At 62.6% G+C, this 15,448-nt stretch carries 12 protein-coding genes; 2 read left to right on the top strand and 10 right to left on the bottom strand.

What is annotated here, in order from left to right; genetic code table 11:
- Positions 1-185: 185 nt before the first annotated feature.
- The 3 genes from THIVI_RS02730 to THIVI_RS02720 form a co-directional block, all read right to left on the bottom strand.
- Positions 186-1,421: an EAL domain-containing response regulator gene (locus THIVI_RS02730; protein ID WP_014777118.1), complete on the bottom strand. Its 1,236-nt coding sequence runs from the start codon at positions 1,419-1,421 to the stop codon at positions 186-188.
- A gap of 292 nt (positions 1,422-1,713) precedes the next feature.
- On the bottom strand, positions 1,714-2,454 hold the full coding sequence (locus THIVI_RS02725) for a response regulator transcription factor (protein ID WP_014777117.1): 741 nt from the start codon (positions 2,452-2,454) through the stop codon (positions 1,714-1,716).
- 46 nt (positions 2,455-2,500) lie between these two features.
- Positions 2,501-4,408, bottom strand: coding sequence for a methyl-accepting chemotaxis protein (locus THIVI_RS02720; protein WP_014777116.1), 1,908 nt, complete (start codon positions 4,406-4,408; stop codon positions 2,501-2,503).
- Between the two features lie 209 nt (positions 4,409-4,617).
- Between THIVI_RS02720 and THIVI_RS02715 the strand changes: the two genes are divergently transcribed.
- Together THIVI_RS02715 and THIVI_RS02710 are read left to right on the top strand one after the other, a co-directional pair.
- Positions 4,618-5,979: a TrpB-like pyridoxal phosphate-dependent enzyme gene (locus THIVI_RS02715; protein WP_014777115.1), complete on the top strand. Its 1,362-nt coding sequence runs from the start codon at positions 4,618-4,620 to the stop codon at positions 5,977-5,979.
- Between the two features lie 238 nt (positions 5,980-6,217).
- Positions 6,218-6,970 (top strand): LysM peptidoglycan-binding domain-containing protein, encoded by a 753-nt coding sequence (locus tag THIVI_RS02710; protein WP_041446789.1) that lies wholly within the window; start codon positions 6,218-6,220, stop codon positions 6,968-6,970.
- A gap of 81 nt (positions 6,971-7,051) precedes the next feature.
- Here THIVI_RS02710 and THIVI_RS02705 read toward each other — a convergent pair whose 3' ends face one another.
- From THIVI_RS02705 to THIVI_RS02675, 7 genes are all read right to left on the bottom strand, one after another.
- On the bottom strand, positions 7,052-8,431 hold the full coding sequence (locus THIVI_RS02705; RefSeq protein ID WP_014777113.1) for a cobyrinic acid a,c-diamide synthase CobB: 1,380 nt from the start codon (positions 8,429-8,431) through the stop codon (positions 7,052-7,054).
- Between the two features lie 5 nt (positions 8,432-8,436).
- The gene (gene nrfD / locus THIVI_RS02700; RefSeq protein WP_014777112.1) at positions 8,437-9,687 is read right to left on the bottom strand and encodes an NrfD/PsrC family molybdoenzyme membrane anchor subunit; all 1,251 of its coding nucleotides are present in this window, start codon (positions 9,685-9,687) and stop codon (positions 8,437-8,439) included.
- Between the two features lie 21 nt (positions 9,688-9,708).
- Positions 9,709-10,494 carry a sulfate reduction electron transfer complex DsrMKJOP subunit DsrO gene (gene dsrO, locus THIVI_RS02695; protein WP_014777111.1) on the bottom strand — a complete coding sequence of 262 codons (786 nt, stop codon included), beginning with the start codon at positions 10,492-10,494 and terminating at the stop codon, positions 9,709-9,711.
- A gap of 1 nt (position 10,495) precedes the next feature.
- Complete coding sequence (locus tag THIVI_RS02690) at positions 10,496-10,969, bottom strand: cytochrome c3 family protein (RefSeq protein ID WP_014777110.1); 474 nt, start codon at positions 10,967-10,969, stop codon at positions 10,496-10,498.
- Between the two features lie 17 nt (positions 10,970-10,986).
- Complete coding sequence (locus THIVI_RS02685; RefSeq protein WP_014777109.1) at positions 10,987-12,951, bottom strand: NAD(P)-binding protein; 1,965 nt, start codon at positions 12,949-12,951, stop codon at positions 10,987-10,989.
- Positions 12,952-13,089: 138 nt separating this feature from the next.
- The gene (gene dsrK, locus THIVI_RS02680) at positions 13,090-14,640 is read right to left on the bottom strand and encodes a sulfate reduction electron transfer complex DsrMKJOP subunit DsrK (protein ID WP_014777108.1); all 1,551 of its coding nucleotides are present in this window, start codon (positions 14,638-14,640) and stop codon (positions 13,090-13,092) included.
- Between the two features lie 56 nt (positions 14,641-14,696).
- Positions 14,697-15,428, bottom strand: coding sequence for a respiratory nitrate reductase subunit gamma (locus tag THIVI_RS02675; protein WP_014777107.1), 732 nt, complete (start codon positions 15,426-15,428; stop codon positions 14,697-14,699).
- Between the last annotated feature and the right edge of the window lie 20 nt (positions 15,429-15,448).

The raw sequence follows: 15,448 nt of genomic DNA, 5'->3' as shown, positions 1-15,448 counted from the left end.
TGTCGAATGGGATGAACGGGAAATCCTCAGCCGCGGCGCGTGAAGCCGTTTATGGTTCGAGGGGCCTCACCACGAACGGCTTCATGGACATCTTGAGGCTGGATGGGGTGAATGCCCCGTCCGGCCTGGTGGAGATACCAAACTGGCTGACCACCGAAAACGACGCATACCATGTCGGACGCGGTTTAGGTGCTCAGGCCCAAAAGATCGCTCGCGTCAAAGGCGTCGGAGCCGTCAGCGCTCAAGCGCGACGCCGCGATCATCCGCTCGATCGCCGCCAACTCGCCGGGCCGGCCGAACAGGTAGCCTTGGGCAAATTCCAACCCGGCGCTGAACAGCAAGTCGCGTTGGGCCTCGGTCTCGACGCCCTTGGCGATCATCTTGAGGCCGAGACGCTGACCGAGCCCAATGATCGCCATCAAAACGGTCATGGCCTTCATGGATTCGAACATCTCCGACACGAAGCTGGCATCGATTTTCAGAATCGTGATGGGAAACTCCGCGAGGTCGCGCAGGGACGCATAACCGGTGCCGAAGTCGTCGATCGCCAGCGACGCGCCTTGTAGTTGAATCTGGGCGGCGGCGGTCTGCAGCAGGTGACGGTCGTGACAGACCGCGGTTTCGGTCACCTCCACGATGACGTGACAGTAGCCTTTCAACTCGGTGACGAGGGGTTGTAACACGTCGACGACATCCAATTGTTCAATCGTGACACGCGACAGGTTCACCGCGAGAAAATCGAGATAGAGAGGCCGCAGACGCTCTTTGAGCGCGATGATCCGACGAAAGAGCGCCCTGGTCATGGGCGCGATCAGTCCGGATGCCTCGGCCAGCGGGATGAAGTCAGCGGCATCGATCAGAGAGCCATCCGCCAGGCGCAACCGCGCCAGCACCTCCACGCCGCAAGGACGCCCATCCATCAAGGAGACGATGGGTTGAAAGAACGGCTCCACGCCGCCGGCCTCGATGCGCTCGGCCAGTACGGCGGCATTCAGTCGGATGATCGAGGTATCGGCCGCGTCCGGGCGGGCGCTCGGGAGTCTGTGCGGCGAACCGACTGGCGGCGGATCGAGCAGTGGCATCAGGTCGCTCGCCAGCAGCGCTTTGGAGACCAGGCCGCGGATTTCAACGCCGCGCGACTTCGCGATCCGCTGCGCGGTGTCGAGCAGATCGTCGCCGTATCCCGACAGGAACACGACCGGCAGCGGGATGCGTTCATCGGCCAGCCAGTCGATCACATCGAGACCGCTTTCCTGCGCCAATCCGAGATCGAGCAGCAAGAGGTCCGGCGCCTTGGCGGCCACGGCGGTCTTGCACGCCTTGATCGATGCGCAGAACTCGAAGCCATGCCCCTGACGCTGAACCAAACGCCGCAACGTGGACTCCATACGCGGCTCGTCATCAAGATACAGAATATGCATGCAGATCCATCTCCGAAAAAATCGTGGTCAGGTGTAAAGGTCAAACGGAATCGGGGCGCCGGCGCGGTCGGTCCGCATCAAGCCCCGCTGGACTCGCAAACCCAATGCTTCCGACCGGGGAATGACGGCCAGATTTCTCTGGGCTGCATTAAGTCTGTCGGGTGGCGACGAAGGCAAGTAAAGGTTTGTAAAGATTTTTGAAACCGTGAAATCCGTTCCGAATAGGAAACTTAGCCCAAGGCGTGCCGCATTCGGGAGCGGTCAATCTTGGGAAGCGTCACGAGATCGAGGGTTAGGGCTCGACAGTCAGCCGGTAACCGTGACCGCGAATCGGCAGGATGATCAGTTCCTTAAAGTTCGCTTCCCGCAACTTGCGCCGGATGCGCCCGATATGGACATCGACCGAACGATCGTCGGGGCTCCAATCGGCTCCCCGCCGGAGACTCGCACGGCTGATCGAGCGCCCCTGATGGCGGATCAACTCGGCCAGGATGAGGGTCTCGGTTTCGGTCAGAACGACGTCTTCGCCGCCCTCGCGGCAGAGCCGGCGTGTCCGTGGATCCAATGTCGCCGATCCGGCCCGCAAACGGCCATCGGACTTCACGGCCTGACCGCGACGGCGCAGCACCGCCCGAACGCGCGCGCGCAGCTCAGCGAGCGCCACAGGCTTGATGAGATAGTCGTCGGCACCCGCATCGAGTCCCTCGACGCGATCCCGCAGATCGGTGCGTCCGCTGACGATGATCAGCCCAACCGCGGTCGTCGCGGCCAGTTCGCGGGCGAGATCCATCCCGTCCTCGGCGCCCAGATTGAGATCGAGCAGCACCAGATCCGCGCCTTCCGAGCGATACTGGAGGAGCAATTCGGTCCCACAGGTGACGACGGCGACCGAATAATCCTCGGTGGCCAGACAGCGCTGCATGACGCTGGCCAGGAGCGGATCGTCTTCAACGATAATGATTCTGATCGATGACGGCACAGGGCGCGAAAGCAAAGGGCTCGCCACGAACGGATTCGGTGGTTTCCGGTCCATTAACGGCCTCTCTGTCTCTGTCGGTAATTGATTCCAGGAAATGGCCTTAAATCCTGAACCGTCCCACCCCGTTCTGCAGTTCGGCCGCCAGACGCGCCAGTTCGCCGCTGGCCTGCGCAATGTTCGCGGAGCCGGCGGCGGTCTGGTCGACCGTCCTGGAGATGATGTGGATGTTGCGGTTGATCTCCTCGGCGACCGCGGTCTGCTCCTCGGCCGCGCTGGCAATCTGCGTATTCAAATCATTGACCGCGGCGATCGCACCGCCGATGGTCTTGAAAGATTCGCTGGCCTGGCGCGCCTGATCGACACTCGCGCACGCCTGGATCTGGCTGCGGCCGATCGCGGCCACGGCGCTCCCCGAGCCGGTCTGCACCCGTTCGATCTTCTGGGCGATGTCCTCGGTCGAGGCGCGGGTGCGGCTGGCCAGGGTGCGAACCTCGTTAGCCACCACCGCGAAGCCGCGTCCCTGCTCGCCCGCGCGCGCCGCCTCGATGGCCGCGTTCAGCGCCAGCAGGTTGGTCTGCTCGGCCACGCCCCGGATCACTTCCAGCACCGCGCCGATCTCCTTGCTGTCCTCGGACAGACGCGCCACGACGGCGCCCGTCTGCTCGACCTCCGCCGCCAGACCCTCGATGGCGGTAACGGCCTGCTGGGCGATCAGATCGCCGGCATCGGCCTCGCGCTGCGTGTCCCTGACCATGCGGGCGGCCTCCGCCGTATGCCGGGCCACCTCTTCCACCGTGGCTGTCATCTCGTTGATGGCCGTCGCGACCTGATCGGTTTCGGACTGCTCCTGAGCGACCTGACGGCTGGTGTCGGCGCTGGCGAGCGCAAGTTGCTCGGCCGCCGCCGCCATCTGGGACGCGGCGCCTGCGGAATGGGTGACCAACTCATGAATCTTATCGACGAAGCCGTTGAAGGCGAGGGCCAGTTCGGCCAGTTCGTTGCGCCCGGTCGCGTCCAACCGCCGGGTCAGATCGCCGTCGCCATCGGCGATGGCATAGAGTCTCTCCACCGTGGCGCGAATCGGTACAGTAATGCTGCGCGCGGTGAACCAGGCCAGGACCAGGCCGATCAGAAGCAGCAGTCCGGTGGCCGTCAGAATCGAGATCAGCGCCGTGCGATAGGCGGTCGCCGCATCCGTCCGGTCAATCAGCAGTTCCAGCACGCCGACCGGACGCCCGGAGAAATCGTTGATGACGCGCCCATAGGCCACCGCCGGGGCGCCACGGTAATCCAGATGACGGGTGAGGATGTCGCCGTCCAGAGCGCGCCGCAGCGACTCGGGGTCGAAGGCGCTGCCGCCCTCGATGGTGCCCGCAAAGGTCTTGAATCCCTCGCCGTCCGGGAGTTGCAGGGCGACATCGACGCCAAAATCCTCCTTGAATGCCGTAAAAAAAGCCTGGTCGAAGGACAGGCCAAACTCGACCACCCCCACCGGCTGGCCCTGCCAGGAGACCGGTTCGACCCCACGCACCCCCAGACCGGCCACGCCGGTTTCGAGGCCCCGCACTGGCTGCTGCGTACGATTGGCCTCGACGATCGTCTGACGGATCGCCGTCAGATCGTCGCCATAACGATCCAGCATGTGGACACGCAGGAAAGAGGTCGCGGGAGCGGTCAGAAATTGAAACTGGCGCACCCCGTGACGCAGTTTCATGTACTCGAAAATAGGGTGAGTCAATTCGGTCAGGCGCGCGCGGTCGGCGTCGGCGAACGCCTTCTGAATCTCGGGCATCCGGGCCATGGTCGCGCTCAACGCCTGGGCGCGCTCCCCCTGCTCGGCGATGGCATTGCTCAGGGTGAAAAACAGGTCGTCCAGATGGCGGCGCTCGGCGCGATCGGACATCTCACTCAATTGCGCCAGCACCAGCGGCAGGGTGATCCCGACGGTCAACGACAGCAACAGGGCAAACCCAATGAGCACACGCCAGCCGATCTTGAGATTTTTCATAAGTAAACATCCATTTTTTAATTTTTAATTTTTAATGTTTTAATCACTTTCAATGAGCGGGGGAATCACTTGAGACAACGTCTTTTATCCGGACGCGGTTTAGAATACAAGCGCCGATCGAAAACCGGCACACTTGACAACCGAACGACAGCGACCCGCGGCGTCCTGACCGCTAGTCGCCCCATCCACCACCGAGGCCCGATGACAGCATGAGCGACGCAGTCAAATATCTGCTCGATGAGCAGCACCTTCCCCGCTTCTGGTACAACATCAATGCGGATCTGCCCCAGCCGCTGGATCCGATCCTGCACCCCGGCACCCAGCAGCCGATCTCCCCGGCGGAACTGGAAGTCATCTTCCCGCGCGCCGTGATCGAGCAGGAGGTGAGCACCGAGCGCGAGATCGAGATCCCGGAGCCGGTGCGCGAGGTGCTGCGTCAATGGCGTCCTTCCCCGTTGTTTCGGGCGCGGCGGCTGGAAAAGGCGCTGAACACGCCAGCCAAGATCTTCTATAAGTACGAAGGCGTCAGCCCCGCCGGCAGCCACAAGGCCAACACCGCCATCGCGCAAGCCTTTTATAACAAGGCCGAGGGCGTCAAGCGCATCACCACCGAGACCGGCGCCGGTCAGTGGGGATCGTCGCTCGCCCTGGCCGGATCGATGTTCGGGCTGGAAATCCTGGTTTACATGGTCAAGGTGAGTTTCAACCAGAAACCCTACCGCCGCGCCTTCATGGAAACCTTCGGCGCCGAGTGCATCGCCAGCCCCAGCAACACCACCGAATCCGGCCGCGCGATCCTGGCCGAGCACCCCGACAGCACCGGCAGCCTGGGCATCGCCATCAGCGAGGCGGTGGAACTGGCCGCCCAGCGCGACGACACCAAATACGCGCTCGGCAGCGTGCTGAACCATGTCCTGCTGCATCAAACCGTGATCGGACTGGAGGCGCAAAAGCAGATGGAAATGGCCGACGCCTATCCGGACATGGTGATCGGCTGCACCGGCGGCGGCAGCAACTTCGCGGGCATCGCCTTCCCCTTCATCGGCGAGCAGATGCGCGGCGGGCGCAAGATTCGGAGCATCGCGGTCGAACCATCGGCCTGTCCGACTCTGACCAAGGGATTGTTCGCCTACGATTTCGGCGATACAGCCCATCTGACGCCGCTGTGCAAAATGTATACGCTCGGCTCCACCTTCGTGCCACCGGGCTTCCATGCGGGCGGACTGCGTTATCACGGCATGGCGCCGCAGATCAGCCATCTGGCCGCGCTCGGCCATATCGATCCGCGTTCCTACAATCAATTGGAATGCTTCGCCGCCGGCATCCAGTTCGCCAAGGCCGAAGGCATCATCCCAGCGCCCGAGGCCAACCATGCGGTGCGCGCCGTGATCGACGAGGCCGAGAAGTGCCGCGAATCCGGCGAGGCCAAGACCATTCTGTTCAACCTGAGCGGACATGGTCACTTCGACATGCAGGCGTATACGGATTATCTGGGCGGCAAGCTCAAGGATCTGGAGTATGCCGAGAACGAGGTCGCCATGGCCCTCTCCGGCCTGCCATCCATCGGGTAAACCGCGTCCGGCACGGCAGGCGTTGCGCGCGCGGCGCGGCCTCGCACACGCCATCGGTGGTTGACGCTGTGTACGTGTTTCGTTGTTCATCATGGAAACCGTATCCCACCAATCGCCTTGGGTGACCGCGAGGCTGGTGCCCGCCGACACAACGCCTGTCAATCCGGACCCGATCGACGTCATGCCAGGAGACATCGGAATGCGTCATTGTCGATTCCAGCGGGAATCTCCATCATGGGTGCTCGCTGCCCCAGCGATTCTGCTGTTGACGATTGTCTGGACGGACAACGCCTTGAGCGATTCGGTTGACATCTCCGCGACCTCAGCGCTGGCGTCAACCGAGTTACTCCCAAGCGATGAGAACCAGGCCCCGCTTGAGGAACTCAGACGACGCATTGCCGGAATGGAAGGTAAACTCAAGGAGTCCGCCAACGCCCGAAAGAATGCGGATCAGGCGCGGATGGAGGCTGAACGGCACTTGGCTGAAGGTCTGCAACAGATCGAGCAACTGCGCCGTGCCCGCGACGAGTTAGAGCATCGGCTGAACGCCCGCGAGGCCGAGATTGCGCGCCTGACCTCCGAATTGAGTTCGGCGCGACAAGCGAATGCCGAACTCAATCGCGGCATCGCCGACCTGCAGCGCCGTTTGCCGGTTTTGGATGGAGGGAGCCTGACCGCCGAGGATGCTCGGCAATTGGCCGTCGAGGCGCTCGCAGAGCTGCGCGACGCGAAAAAACGCGACGACCGGGCAGAGGACCGGGACGCCAGACTCGCGGAGGCGGAACAGACACTGCGTCGCCGGCAGTTCCGACTCGCCAGCGTCATCGACGCCCAAAGCGTCTACCGCGTGCGCCCCAATGACACCCTCGCCCTGATCGGCAACCGCTTCTATGGAAGCGGTCAACAGTGGCGAGCCCTCTTCGAGGCCAATCGTCATGTGATCGAGGATCCGGATCGACTGACACCCGGCATCACACTGGTGATCCCCTGATGCGCCTCACTGCCATGATGAAGATCTGTAAGAAAAATTAGGAAATAGCGAACTGTTACGCAACCCCCGCTCGACCCTTCGTCAATCCCCCAAGCACCGCCGGATATGCGCAAGAAACCGAGCGGTCCAGCGGTTTCCGCCAACCGCGCGCAGATGGCTGTAGCAGGCCAGTAGGTTGCCCTGCACAATGCCGTCATGCGCCCCATCGACGCCGACGCCACGCAGCACGTCATAGCCATAGGTCCAGGACGGATCGGGTTGCACCACTGCGGAGTGGTGAAATTCATGGGCGGCGATATCGGCACAACCCTGCGCAGCGCGGGGCCAGGGAAAGTCTGCCGTCTCGCGCAGCCTGACATAGCCCCGGCCCTGCGGCCGCGAACGCATTTCGACCTCGGCCTTGAGCGCGCCGACCATGGCGCGGCGCTCGCCCTTCCAGGTCAGCCCCGCACAGAGATACATGAGACCGCCGCACTCGGCATACACCGGACCGCCGCCGGCGATGAAGTCGGCGATCCCCTGGCGCATCGAGCGGTTGGCTTCCAGTTCGGCCATGCGGGATTCGGGAAACCCGCCGCCGAGAAAGAACGCATCCACCTCTGGCGGTTCGGCGTCGTCGAGGGGACTGAAGGAGACCAGTTCCGCACCGCCGGCGGCGAGCGCGCGGAGATCGTCGGGGTAATAAAAACCGAAGGCTGCATCGCGGGCGATGCCGATCCGCAGCGGCGCGCCAGTGTCGGCGATCGGCGAGGCGGGCGCCGGTACCGGCTCGGGCCGCGGCGCCTGCTCGGCAATCGTCAGCAGGCGTTCCAGATCGACCTGATCGGCGATCCGGCGGCGAATCCCCTCGATCCATGCCTCGGCGCCATCCGCTTCATTGCTCGGCATCAACCCCAGATGACGTTCCTCGATCATGATCGCGTCATCGCGATGCAGCACGCCGAGCATCGGCAGATCCGTATAGTGCTCGACGACCCGGACCAGATTGGCGGCGTGACGGGAACCGCCAACCCGGTTGAGAACCACGCCAGCAAGATTGAGATCGGGATCGAAGGCCCGGTAGCCGAGCAGGAGCGGCGCGATTCCGCGCGCCATGCCATGACAGTTGACGACCAGAACGACCGGGGCGCGCAGATGTTTGGCGAGTTCGGCGTTGCTGTTGGCACCGGCCAGATCGGTGCTGTCGAACAGGCCGACATTGCCCTCGATCAGACCGAGATCGGCCGTGCCGAGTTCGTCACCGAACGCGGCGGCGATCTCGGCCCGGTCCATGGTATGGAAGTCCAGATTGAAACAGGCGCGTCCAGCGGCCTGAGTCAACCAGAGCGGGTCGATGAAGTCGGGACCTTTCTTGAAAGGCTGCACGACCAGACCGCGATTGCGCCATTCGCGACAGAGTCCGATCGTCAGCGTGGTCTTGCCGGAGGATTTCTGCGGCGCGGCGAGATAAAGATGGGCCATCGGTCTCAGGCCGGCTTGGCGAATGCCTCCTCGCTCAGGGTCTCCTCGTCGATCGGGACCACGTCGTCCGCCAGCGATTCGGGCAGGAATTGCAAGACCCGCACACCCACGACCGTGATGATCGATGCCACCGCGACCCCGCCGAGCCCCAACAGAACTTCGGGGATGGTCGGATTATAGGGGCCAGGCTGACCGTTCACGCCATCGAGAAAGCCGGACTCCAGGATGGTCTGGCCAGGGAACATCTGGATGGGATACGCCTGGCTGCCGATGATGATCACGTACAGTGTCGCCAGTCCGCCCAGGATGACCAGGGCGCAGGCGGCCACGATCCAGTTGCGATCCTTACTCAGCTCCGGGTGATAGAGGATTCCGAGCGGCAGCAGGCCGCCGATCAGCACCCAGCCGATCCAGAACAGGAAGGTATAGATCCCGCCGCTCAACAGCAGCCAGTGCTCCAGGTCGTCATGCTTGGCACCGTAGAGATTGGTCAGGTGATACACCAGGGTGAAATAGAGCACGCCGGCCACGAAGACGCCCAGAAGATTTTTCAAGCGCCTCATGATCTTGGGTCCGATCGGACGACCTTCGTCGCGGAAGGTGAACATCAGCACCAGCATGAAAACCGCCAGTCCGTAGGCGAAGGACATGATGACGAACATAGGCGCCAGAATCGCCGCGTCATAGGCCTGACGGGCAACGAGAAAGCCGAAGATGGCGCCGGTGCCGGTCGTCAACGCGAGACGCCACAGAAAGGCCAGAATCCCCACCGGGTGGTTGAACGGCCCGCCCTGACGATCCGCCATGGTCCAGAGATAGGCGATGACGATCACCATGAAACCGGTATAGAGAAAGATGTTCCAGGCAAAGATGGAACTGAAGTTGTAGTGGGTCATGGCCACGATGAGCCGCTCGGGTCGTCCCAGATCCATGACCAACACCAGCAGCCCGCCCATCAGAAGCGCCACGGCCAGCAAACCGGAAAGGCGTCCGAGCGGCTTGTAGATCGGTTTGTGGAAAACGGTGCCGATGGAGGCGATATTGAGCGCGCCGGACGCGGCGATGATGAGGAACACGGCGAAGACGTGCGGGGTACCCCACACCACCGAGTTGTTCATGCCGGTGACCCAGTGGCCGGTGTGCTCCATGTAGCCGAAGGCGAGGACGGCCGTGCCCGCGACCGCTGCCAGGATGCCGAGGATGCCCCAATACCGAGCGGGCGGGATACGCCACTCGCGATAGACGATTCGTTTCATGATCGGTTTCACTCGCCTTGTTTAGACGCCGGAATAGCGCACGCCCGTGTTCAGGGACAGATCCTCGCGGATCTGCCGGCTCGGCATCTCCTTGAGCAATTGGCTGATCGGGCTCGCGGGATCCTTGAGATCGCCAAACACGATCGCCTGGTGGCCCTCGGCGGCACAGGCATCGACGCAGGCCGTGGATGGCTCGCCGAAATCGCGGCGATGGACACAGAGATTGCAACTCTCGACGCAACCCTTGCCGCGCGGGACGGCCGTGAGTTGGCCGTGCATTTCCTCGTGGATGAAACTTCTGGCCTTATAGGGACAGGCCATCATGCAATAGCGGCAGCCGATGCAGAGGTGGCGGTCCACCATGACGATGCCATCCGCGCGCTTGAAGGAGGCGCCCGTGGGACAAACATCGACGCAGGGCGGATGCTCGCAGTGCTGGCACATCATGGGCAGCGTGGTGACCCGCCCGGTCTGGTTGTCCTGAAGCTTGACCTTGCGGATCCAGGCCGCTTTCTGACTCTCCCACTTGAGCGGCGGCTGTCCCTCCGGCTTGGACTGAAGATCGAGCCCGTTCTCCTGGTCGCAGGCCGTGACGCAGGCCGAGCAGCCGTCGACACATTTGGCGGTATCGATCAGCAGCCCCCAGCGGACATCGGCGGTGACCGCCTCCGAGCGCGGCGCGGCGGAGACCGCATGCAGCAGCACGCCGGGGGCGACCACCGCGGCCGTGACGCCGGCGGCCACGCCCATGAAGGCGCGACGGCTGGGATCGACCGCGTCGTCGATGGCTTTGTTTTCGTCTTTCATCTCAGCGGTCCTCTCCATCGCGACGAGACTGGACCAACGGCCCGACACCCGCCGCCCGATGCGCGGCAATGGCCGTGGCATCGAGTCGCGCCCCATTGGGCACGGCGGCGTGACAGTCGAAGCAATTCAGGTCGATGGCGGCGAACGCATGGCAGGCGCCACAGAACTGATCCGGATCGTTGATTGGCCTGGGAACCCGTTCCTGGTCGTAGCTGATATGGCAGTCGACACAACCGGACAGGCTGTATTTCTCGGTTCGGATGCCTTCATGAACCGTGGCGATACGTTGATGCTTGATGAACTCCATGTGTTGACGGCGCATCCGTTCGGTTGGCTCGACACAGGATTCAAGCCCCGCGGCCCGCGAGCCTTCGACCACGTAACGCTTCACGTCCTCCGCCTGAACGGTCTGGACGGCAAGCGTCCAGACCAATCCGACGGCGACGAGGCTGGCTCTGAGTACGGCTGTAGCCATCGACGCCTCCAAGGGCCTTACTCGCCCAGTCCCATCTTGATGTAGCCGGTCGGACAGACATCGGCACAGATGTGGCAACCGATGCAGCGGGCATAGTCGGTATCCACGTAACGGCCGGTTGTCCGACTGTTCTTGTCGACCCGGAAGACGGCGTCCTGCGGGCAGAAGATGACGCAGTTGTCGCACTCGAAGCACATGCCGCAGCTCATGCAGCGCTTGGCCTCGTCGATCGCCTCGGCCTCGGTCAATCCGATGACGCGCTCGTGGAAATGACCCAGCACGTCCTCGGCACTTGGCACTTCTTCCTTGCGCAGATTGCGCGGCTGGAAGTTGAAGTGTCCCAGGAAAAGTTCGTCGTGCGGGATGACCTCGGCGCCCGAGCGATCCTCGTAGTTGTGGATGGCGTAGTTCGCGGAAGACGTCCCGCGCATGTCGCCGCGCTCGGCTGGTTTGAAGGCTTCCGGGGCCAGATGCGCCTCGGTCATCTTGTCCAGCAGATTGAAGTGATGCACGTCGACCTTGGGGCGGCGCTTGTGCTCGGCCTGATTGATATAGGCGTCGATGGATTCGACGGCGATCCAGGCCTGGCCGATGGCGGTGGTCAGCAGATGCGGGCGGATAATGTCGCCGGCGACGAAATGCCCCGCCTTCCCCGGCACCTGATAGAACTTGTCGGAGTCCATCAGACCGCGGCCATTGTCGAACTTTTCCAGACCGGAGAGATCCCCGCCCTGCCCGATGGCGGAGACGATCAGGTCGGCGGCCAGCACGCGCTCGGTGCCGTCGACGGGCGTCGGACGGCCATCGGTCATGACGCAGTCGGCGACCTTCAGCCCGGTCGCGCGGCCGTTGGCATCCTTGATGACCTCGACCGGCATGACGCCGTCGAGAATAGTCACGCCCTCGCGGTTCGCGTCCTCAACCTCGTGTTCGGAGGCGGTCATCTTGTCGCGGGTGAATAGCGAGGTGAGGGTCACCTCGGCGCCCTCGGCGGCGGCGGCGTTCGCGGCATCGTGCGCCACGTAGCCATCGCGGATGACGGTTTCGGGCAGATCACTGTTGCCGGTCTTGGTGATGTGACCGAGCCGGCGCGCGACCGAGACCACGTCGATGGAGGTATCGCCGCCGCCGACGCAGACCACCTTGCCCGCGGTGAACTTCATGCGGCCTTCGTTATACGCCTTGAGGAAGGCGACGCCCGAGACGCAGTTCGGCGTGTCCTGCCAACCCGGCACCGGCAGACCGCGCCCGGACTGACAGCCGATCGCCCAGAGGATGGCGTCATAGTCCTTTTCGAGCTGTTCGACGCTGACATCGGTGCCGACGCGGGTCTTGAGTTTGACCTCGACCTGGCCCAGATCGAGGATGCGCTGAATCTCGGCGTCGAGCTTGTCGCGCGGGACGCGATAGCCGGGGATGCCGAAGCGGAACATGCCGCCGAGACCCTCGTTCGACTCGAAAATGGTGCAGGCATGCCCCTTGCGGCGCAGGTTATAGGCCGCCGCCAGACCGGCCGGGCCGCCGCCGATGATGGCGACGCGCTTGCCGGTGTCGGCCGGCGCGGCGTCGAACTTATAGCCGTTGGCGATGGCGGTATCGCCGATGAATTGCTCGACCGCGTTGATGCCGACGAAATCCTCAAGCTCATTGCGGTTGCAGCCGTCCTGACAGGGCGCGGGACAGACCCGACCCATCATGGACGGAAAGGGATTGGCGTCGGTGGAGCGGCGGAAGGCGTACTCATGCCGGTCCATGCCCGCTGGCGGCTGCTCCAGTCCGCGCACGATCTGCAGCCAGCCGCGAATGTCCTCGCCCGAGGGACAGCTTCCCTGACAGGGAGGCGTTTTGTGGACATAGGTCGGACACTTGTGGGAAGTGTCCTGATTGAAGATCTTGTCGGTCAGTTTGTCCCAAACATGATTGCCGTCTTCAAAACGGCGCCATGAGGGCTTGGTCTTCATCTCGTCGCTGGAAGTCGCCATCGTGTTCAGTCTCCTCTACCAAATGATGCCCTGACGCGGGATCAGGGGGGGTTCGTATCAGGTCGCGAGGCCGGGTCGCGCAGCGGGCAACGCCCTACCCTCGCGGATGGCCCCGGTCAGGCCGCCTCGTCCGTCTCTTTATTCTTCGTTCAGGTCGTCTTCGTCGTCGAGGTCATCATCCTCGGCGTCGTCATCGGGTCCGGGAGTCAGCACGATGGCATCCCCCACCAGTTGATGCAGACTGATGATCTGATCCATCTCCATGCCGTAGTAGGGCAACACCTTGCTGAACTGCGTCTTGCAGATGGCGCAGATGGCGGCCATGTGGGTGACGCCCTTTTCCTGAATGACATTGTTCAGCGCATCGAGACGGGGCTTGGCGCCCTTGACCCGAAGCTCCATCAGATCGTCGGTCAGCAGACCGCCGCCGCCGCCGCAACAGAAGGTCCGGTCGCGGATGGTGTCCTCGTCCATGTCGTAAAAATGGTTGCAGACCGCCCGAATAATGTCGCGCGGAATATCGAACTGACCGCCCGGCACGTCGCCCATGCGCGAGGCGCGGGCCACGTTGCAACTATCGTGATAGGTCAGAACCTTGTCGTCGTTCTCGCTCTTGTCGAAGGTCAGCTTGCCGCGTTGGATCAGGTCGTGGGTGAACTCGCAGATATGCTGCGGCACCGGATAGCGCGGATCCAGGAAATCCCAGGGGCCGGCCAGGGTGTTCAGAAAACTGTAAGCGACGCGCCAGGCATGACCGCACTCGCCGAAGATGATGCGCTTGACCTTGAGCTTGATGGCGGCTTCGCGGATGCGTTGAGACACGCGGCGCATGTTCTCGTAGGAACCGATGAACATGCCGAAGTTGGCCGCTTCCGAGGCATGCGAACTCAGGGTCCAGGAAATCCCCGCCTCATGGAAGACCTTGCCGTAACCGATCAGACCGTCGACATGGGGTTCGGCGAAGAAATCCGCCGAGGGGGTGACCAGCAGGATCTCGGCGCCTTCCTCGTCGATCGGGAAACGGACCTTGACGCCGGTGTCGTCGAAGACGTCTTCTTCCAGTCCTTCCAGAGTATCGGCCAGCGCGGGGCCGGGCAGCCCGAGATTGTTGCCAATCTTGTAGACCTTGGCGATGATTTCGTTACAGTATTTCTGCCCGACGCCAATGCTGTCCATGATCTCGCGCGCGGCCATCGAAATTTCGGCCGTGTCGATCCCATAGGGACAGAAAACCGAGCAACGGCGGCACTGCGAACACTGGTGGAAATAGCTGTACCAGTCGTCGAGCACTTCCTTGGTGAAGTCCTCGGCGCCGACCAGTTTCGGAAAAAACCGGCCCGCCAGCGTGAAGTAGCGCCGATAGACCTTGCGCATCAGATCCTGACGCCCGACCGGCATGTTTTTGGGGTCGCTGGTACCCAGGTAATAATGACACTTGTCGGTGCAGGCACCGCACTTGACGCAGGAATCGAGATAGACCCGCAAAGAGCGATATTTGCCCAGCAGGTCGTCCATCTTGTCGATGGCCTTGGCTTGCCAGTCATCGACCAGTTCGCCCGGAAAGCCCAGCGGCTCCTGAAACTCCGGCTTCGACACGAACGGCAAGCTGTGCGCCATCGCACCGGAAGTGACCGCCGGAACTTCGGTGTACTGGGTCAATTCCGGAACTACAAATGTTGCCTTGGCCATGGATCAACCTCGTATGCAAGCGACGCCTTGGGCGCGCTGGGGGTCTCGCGTTGGACTCATTTTTGTTCGAGTTGTTTTGCCCAGGGCGCGAGATGACGAACCTCGCGCGGGTTGTCGGCCTGGTTGCGGGTCGGACTGAAAAAGAGGCCGGGGGCGTGCAGAAGCTTGCTGTACGGGAACACGATCATCAGCACCGCGACCAGGAAGAGATGCAATAACAGCAACGGATCGGCCGGGAGCGGCTGGATATCGTAGGAATAGAGCCCCAGGAAGAAGGCCTTGATTTCCACCACGTCGGTATGGAACACGAATTTCATCAGCAGGCCGCTACAACCGATCAGAATCAGGAGCGCAAGAATCAGGTGATCGGAGGGCGATGAAATGTAACGCACGCGGTCGACCAGAAAACGGCGCGCCCAGAGACCGCCGAGGCCCACGATCATGGCCATGCCGCCGTAGATGCCGAAGGGCTGCACGAGCTGAATCGGGAACCAGACCGGTTCCATGAAATAGCGCAGGTGCCGCAGCGTGACCAGCAACAGTCCGAAGTGAAACATCCAACCGAAGATCCAGGTCCATTTGTTGCCCCGAAACAGGCTCTCGAACAGGACGACTTCGCGCGTCATCCGCAAGACCACGCCGTGGGTCGTGGTCGGCGCCGGCGTCGTCGGGATCTTCAAGGGCGCGGGGGTCATCGTGTACTGCGCGATCTTGAAGATCAGGCCGGTGACGAGAACCAGAGCGGCAAAATAGAACAGGAAGACGTAGAAATTCGTCAGAAACGCCATGTCTCCGCTACCTCGGTGGA

This window comes from Thiocystis violascens DSM 198 (assembly GCF_000227745.2).
Classification (GTDB): Bacteria; Pseudomonadota; Gammaproteobacteria; order Chromatiales; family Chromatiaceae; genus Chromatium; species Chromatium violascens.
The sequence above is the reverse complement of the archived record's forward strand: the minus strand, read 5'-3'. Positions and strand labels throughout refer to the sequence as shown.